The organism is Kluyvera georgiana ATCC 51603 (genome assembly GCF_001654985.1).
GTDB lineage: Bacteria > Pseudomonadota > Gammaproteobacteria > Enterobacterales > Enterobacteriaceae > Kluyvera > Kluyvera georgiana.
The window spans coordinates 26189-32496 of record NZ_LXEU01000060.1 but is presented as its reverse complement, the minus strand read 5'-3'; the positions used below and the strand labels follow the sequence as shown (position 1 = coordinate 32496).

Below are 6308 nucleotides of genomic sequence, written 5' to 3'. Positions count from 1 at the left end.
AACGCGGCTTTCGCTCACCGTCGCGAGGTGGCGTATATTACGCTTTCCTCTTTCAGAGTCAACCCTCATTTTCAGGTTTTTCTCTTCAACCAACCCGGCTACTTAGTGTGAAGTGATTCACATCCGCCGTGTCGATGGAGGCGCATTATAGGGAGTTTCCCCGGGGCCGCAACCCTTAAATCGCAGAAAAATGACTGACTGCTGCATTCCACAGCAGAACCCGGTTTTATACCCATTTACACACAGAGTTATCCACAAAAATAAGGATCTCTTGCGATCATCACTTCGTTTTACCCCTCGTCTATAAAGCTGAAATTATCGAATTAAGGGAAAGAGAAAAATTCGCGAGCGTTGCGCAAACGTTTTCGTTACAATGCCCCCGCAAAACAAGGATGCCCCGTAAGGGGCGTTAGCTGAGTTTTTAGCCAAGAATTCACCTAACGCTCTCTGTAATAGTCAAATCCAGGGGATTTACCATGCAACAACGTCGTCCAGTCCGCCGCGCTCTGCTCAGTGTTTCTAACAAGGCCGGTATCATCGAATTCGCTCAGGCACTTTCCGCACGCGGTGTGGAGCTGCTGTCTACGGGGGGTACCGCCCGCCTGTTAGCAGAAAAAGGCCTGGCAGTGACCGAAGTTTCCGATTACACCGGTTTCCCGGAAATGATGGATGGACGCGTGAAGACCCTGCATCCAAAAGTACACGGCGGCATCCTCGGCCGTCGCGGCCAGGACGATGCGATCATGGAACAGCATCACATCGCCCCTATCGATATGGTGGTCGTTAACCTGTACCCCTTCGCCGAAACCGTAGCCCGTGAAGGCTGCTCGCTGGAAGATGCGGTAGAGAACATTGATATCGGCGGCCCGACCATGGTGCGCTCCGCCGCGAAGAACCATAAAGACGTCGCCATCGTGGTGAAGAGCAGTGACTACGACGCCATTATTAAAGAGATGGATGCTAATGAAGGCTCTCTGACTCTCGACACCCGTTTCGATCTCGCGATTAAAGCTTTCGAACACACCGCCGCCTACGACAGCATGATTGCCAACTACTTCAGCAGCATGGTTCCGGCTTATCACGGTGAGAGCAAAGAAGCCGCCGGTCGCTTCCCGCGTACGCTGAACCTGAACTTCATTAAGAAGCAGGATATGCGCTATGGCGAGAACAGCCACCAGCAGGCAGCCTTCTATATAGAAGAGAATGTGAAAGAAGCGTCCGTTGCCACCGCACAGCAGGTGCAGGGCAAAGCGCTCTCTTATAACAATATCGCCGATACCGATGCGGCACTGGAATGCGTGAAAGAGTTCAACGAGCCAGCCTGCGCGATCGTTAAACACGCCAACCCGTGCGGCGTAGCGGTTAGCACCACTATTCTCGACGCTTACGACCGTGCGTACAAAACCGACCCAACTTCCGCATTCGGCGGCATTATCGCCTTCAACCGCGAGCTGGATGCCGAAACCGCTCAGGCCATCATCTCCCGCCAGTTCGTGGAAGTGATTATCGCCCCATCCGCGACCGAAGAAGCGCTGAAGATCACTGCCGCTAAACAGAACGTTCGCGTCCTGACCTGCGGCCAGTGGGCACAGCGTGTGCCGGGTCTGGACTTCAAACGCGTTAACGGCGGCCTGCTGGTTCAGGACCGCGACCTGGGTATGGTAGGCGAAGGCGAACTGCGCGTGGTTTCCAAACGTCAGCCGACCGAGCAAGAGCTGCGCGATGCGCTGTTCTGCTGGAAAGTGGCAAAATTCGTGAAATCCAACGCCATTGTGTATGCCAAAGAGAACATGACCATCGGTATAGGCGCAGGCCAGATGAGCCGCGTTTACTCCGCCAAAATCGCGGGCATTAAAGCCGCTGATGAAGGTCTGGAAGTGAAAGGCTCCGCAATGGCCTCCGACGCTTTCTTCCCGTTCCGCGATGGTATCGATGCCGCTGCCGCCGTGGGCGTGAGCTGTGTGATCCAGCCTGGCGGCTCTATCCGTGATGATGAAGTCATTGCCGCTGCCGATGAACACGGTATCGCGATGATCTTTACCGACATGCGCCACTTCCGCCATTAATCCACGGAGCAGACGATGAAAGTATTAGTGATTGGCAACGGCGGGCGCGAGCACGCGCTGGCGTGGAAAGCGGCGCAGTCGCCGCTGGTTGATACCGTTTTTGTCGCACCGGGCAACGCGGGCACCGCGCTGGAACCCGCGCTGCAAAACGTGGCTATCGGCGTAACCGATATCCCGGCGCTGCTGAGCTTTGCCCAGAACGAGAAGATTGACCTAACCATCGTTGGCCCGGAAGCGCCGCTGGTGATTGGCGTGGTCGATGCGTTTCGCGCCGCAGGTCTGAAGATCTTCGGCCCAACCGAAGGCGCCGCACAGTTGGAAGGCTCCAAAGCCTTCACCAAAGATTTCCTCGCCCGTCATCACATCCCGACGGCGGAGTACCAGAACTTTACCGAGGTTGAGCCTGCGCTGGCTTACCTGCGCGAGAAAGGCGCTCCGATCGTCATCAAAGCCGACGGTCTGGCCGCCGGTAAAGGCGTTATCGTCGCGATGACGCTCGAAGAAGCAGAAGCCGCCGTGCAGGACATGCTGGCGGGTAACGCCTTTGGCGATGCAGGCCACCGCATCGTGATTGAAGAGTTCCTCGACGGTGAAGAAGCGAGCTTTATCGTGATGGTCGACGGCGAACACGTGCTGCCGATGGCCACCAGCCAGGACCACAAACGCGTGGGCAACGGAGATACCGGCCCGAACACCGGCGGGATGGGGGCTTACTCCCCGGCGCCGGTAGTCACTGATGAAGTGCACCAGCGCACCATGGAACGCATCATCTGGCCAACCGTGAAAGGCATGGCGGCGGAAGGGAATACCTACACCGGCTTCCTGTATGCGGGCCTGATGATCGACAAGCAGGGCAACCCGAAGGTAATCGAGTTCAACTGTCGCTTTGGCGATCCGGAAACCCAGCCGATCATGCTGCGCATGAAGTCGGATCTGGTGGATCTGTGCCTGGCCGCCTGCGACGGCAAGCTGGATGAGAAAACCTCCGAGTGGGACGAACGCGCTTCATTAGGCGTGGTGATCGCCGCGGGCGGTTATCCGGGCAGCTACAGCATCGGCGACGAGATCCACGGTCTGCCGCTGGAAGAAGTGGCTGACGGTAAGGTTTTCCACGCGGGCACCAAACTCGGCGATGACGACCGCGTGTTGACCAGCGGCGGCCGTGTACTGTGCGCCACCGCGCTGGGCCACACCGTCGCCGAAGCGCAGAAACGCGCTTACGCTCTGATGACCGACATCCGCTGGGACGGCAGCTTCAGCCGTAACGACATCGGCTGGCGCGCCATCGAACGCGAACAGCGCTAACGCGAAATTTTCGCCAGCAGCGTTTTACGCGTAATGCCTAACTGACGGGCGGCTTCCGTTTTGTTGCCGCCCGTTTTTTCCAGCGCCGCCAGAATAACTTCTTTCTCCACTTCCAACAGAGGTTGAATCACATCATCGGATGATGAGTAAGCATTCACCGGCGTACCGGTAATCGCCAACGGTAGCTCGCGCTCTGATATATATTCTCCCGTTAACAGTACCACCGCCCGCTCCACCGCGTTTTCCAGCTCGCGAATATTGCCCGGCCAGTCGTAATGAATCAGCAGATCCATCGCCTGTGGGGTGAATCCCTGTACCGTTTTGCGGTTACGTTCGCCGTAGCGCTGCAGAAAATAGTGCGCTAGCGACGGGATATCAGCACGACGCTGACGCAGCGGCGGCATCTCGATAGTGACCACGTTCAGACGATAGTAGAGATCCTGACGGAAGCGTCCGGCGCTAACTTCTTCGGCCAAATCGCGATGGGTGGCGGCAATCAGCCGTACATCAACCGCCAGAGTCTGATTGCTTCCCACACGCTGCACTTCACGTTCCTGAATCGCCCGCAGCAGGCGCACCTGCATCAGCGGTGAGATATCGCCAATTTCATCGAGGAATAAGGTACCGCCATCCGCCTCGACAAAACGCCCTTCCCGCCGTTTATCCGCGCCGGTAAACGCGCCCTTTTCGTGGCCGAACAGCTCGGACTCCAGCAGAGATTCATTGAGCGCCGCGCAGTTCAGCGTGACCAACGGCTTATCGCTGCGCGCGCTGCTGGCATGTAGCGCGCGGGCAACCAGTTCTTTCCCGGTACCCGATTCACCATGGATTAACACCGTCGCATCCGAAGGCGCCACCAGCGCAATATCATTGAGTAACTCCTGCATCGCCGGGCTGCCACCCACCATGCCAAACGTCGCCGCCGGGGCCACCGTGACACCGCTTTCCGATTGTCGGGTATGCGCCAGCGCATCGGCCAACGTCTGCTGTAAGCTATCAAAATCAAGCGGCTTCACCAGGTAATCCAGCGCGCCGGATTTTAGCGCCTCCACCGCCGTTCCTACGCTGGAGTAGGCGGTCATAATCAGCACCGGAATCGACGGATTACAAGCCTTGATCTCTTTCAGCGTGGCAATACCGTCCATCTCTGCCATGCGGATATCGCAAAGCACCAGATCAAATACCTGCTGGCGCACCCGCTCCAGCGCCTGCAAGCCGTTGTAAGCCACCGATACCTCGTAGCCCCAGCCCCGCAGTAGCGCCTGTAAAATAGTGCAGTGGCTGATATCGTCATCCACCACCAGAATCGTGACCTTTTCCGCCATCATCCTTGTTCATCCTTCTGTTGCCCATTGACCGGCAGAGAGAGGGTAAAGGTCGCCCCCTTGCCGGGTGAGCTCTCAACCTGAATCGTCCCGCCGTGCTGCTCAACGATGTTCTGCACTACCGCCAGCCCCAGCCCGGTACCGTCAGCCTTGGTGGTGAAATAGGGGGTGAAGATGGCCTGCTTTTGTTCGTGCGTCATCCCCTTGCCGCTGTCCGTTACGCTCAACGTCACGCCTCCGTCTGCCGCCTCGCTTATCGTGACCGTAATGACTCCATCACGTCCTATTGCCTGGATGGCATTAAGGTAGAGATTCAGCAGTACCTGATTCAGGCGGTCTGGGTCCGCCTGAATCCGCTGTAGCGCAGGCCGGGCGGTAAAATGCAGCTGAATATCCCGACCCGATGCATCCTGACTCACTAACTGAAGCGAATGGGCAATAACCTCGTTGAGATCCACCGACTGCCATTTTAAATGCGCCGGACGTACCAGCTCCAGCAGGTCGCTGACGACACGATTCAGGCGGTCAGCCTCTTTCGCCATCACCTGTGCCAACGCGTAGGCTTCACCCCCCGGCGGCGTGCGCTCAGCAAAATACTTCGCCAGGCCTTTAATCGAGGAGAGCGGATTACGGATTTCATGGGCCACGCCGGCCGCCAGATGGCCCAGCGCCACCAGTTTCTCCCGACGATGGGTAGCTTCCTGCAGTTGTCTGCGCGAACGTTGATAGCGACGGAACCAGAATTGAGCAAGCAGCGTAGCCACCATTACTAACGCGGCGGCACACAGCATAACCACCATATTGCGCTGCGCACGAGCCTGCTCAGCGTCAAGTTCCCGGCTATCAAACGCGATAAAGATCACCTGCGGCGTATCGACAACGTCACGGCGCATCATCATGCGCATATGGTGACCGCGAGAGGCGTCCAGAGGGCGAAACTGGCGATAGATTTCCAGCGCGGGTTCCGGCGTCCCGATGCGTCGCCAGCGCTCTTTCTCGCTGACCTGAAGCGCACGCATCTCGTCCGGCTGATACAGCGTTTTCCCGACCTGCTGCGGATCGCTATGCGCAATCACCTTCCCCTGCTCATCGGTGACGGCAAACCACAACACGCCAGGCTGCCAGGCCATCTCCTCCAGCATCGACTGAAGCTGAGCGTGATGCATACGCATCCCCATTCCGGCGCGCGTTCCAGACTCCAGCGCGCTAACCAGCACGCGCCCCTGCTCGTGGAGCGTCTGCTGTGCGGCGGCGTTTTCGCGGCCATAGTCGCGGACGATCAGCGCAGAGAACAAACACACCAACAGCAGAATCACGCCAGTCAGCAGCCAGCTCAAATAAGACGCGACCGAGTCCTTTCGTAATCGTATGACGCTCATGGGGTTTCCTTCTTTTTGTCTTTGCATTCCTTCAGCAGAAATCATGCCAGCTTTACCCGCCCGGAACCCGGCCTGCGAGCACAAATGCCCGGACAAAACGAGTAAAAATGACTCGCCTGGGTAGTACGAGCGCGTCATTTTTACTCGCTTCTCGCGCCGCGTATCGCCCAGCGCCGCGATTTTCGCGACACGGCAAGCTGGCACAGAAGATGCAATAGCTAAGGTGACCACAC

At 57.6% G+C, this 6308-nt stretch carries 4 protein-coding genes; 2 read left to right on the top strand and 2 right to left on the bottom strand.

Features of this window, described 5'->3' with window-relative positions; all coding sequences use genetic code 11:
- Nucleotides 1-476 precede the first annotated feature (476 nt).
- Complete coding sequence (gene purH, locus M989_RS14795; protein WP_064546578.1) at nucleotides 477-2066, top strand: bifunctional phosphoribosylaminoimidazolecarboxamide formyltransferase/IMP cyclohydrolase; 1590 nt, start codon at nucleotides 477-479, stop codon at nucleotides 2064-2066.
- A gap of 15 nt (nucleotides 2067-2081) precedes the next feature.
- Entirely contained in the window at nucleotides 2082-3371 is a 1290-nt protein-coding gene (gene purD / locus M989_RS14790; protein WP_064546576.1) for a phosphoribosylamine--glycine ligase, read from the top strand.
- Here purD and zraR read toward each other — a convergent pair.
- Both zraR and zraS read right to left on the bottom strand, forming a co-directional pair.
- Nucleotides 3368-4699 (bottom strand): sigma-54-dependent response regulator transcription factor ZraR, encoded by a 1332-nt coding sequence (zraR, locus tag M989_RS14785; protein WP_064546574.1) that lies wholly within the window; start codon nucleotides 4697-4699, stop codon nucleotides 3368-3370. The genes purD and zraR overlap by 4 nt on opposite strands.
- Entirely contained in the window at nucleotides 4696-6075 is a 1380-nt protein-coding gene (gene zraS, locus M989_RS14780) for a two-component system sensor histidine kinase ZraS (protein ID WP_064546572.1), read from the bottom strand. Before zraS ends, zraR begins: the two co-directional genes overlap by 4 nt.
- Nucleotides 6076-6308: the final 233 nt, after the last annotated feature.

Bases quoted from the DNA above. Each gene is read 5' to 3' on its own strand.
- zraR (WP_064546574.1), bottom strand. From the start codon at position 4,699: ATGATGGCGGAAAAGGTCACGATTCTGGTGGTGGATGACGATATCAGC.
- zraS (WP_064546572.1), bottom strand. From the start codon at position 6,075: ATGAGCGTCATACGATTACGAAAGGACTCGGTCGCGTCTTATTTGAGC.
- purD (WP_064546576.1), top strand. From the start codon at position 2,082: ATGAAAGTATTAGTGATTGGCAACGGCGGGCGCGAGCACGCGCTGGCG.
- purH (WP_064546578.1), top strand. From the start codon at position 477: ATGCAACAACGTCGTCCAGTCCGCCGCGCTCTGCTCAGTGTTTCTAAC.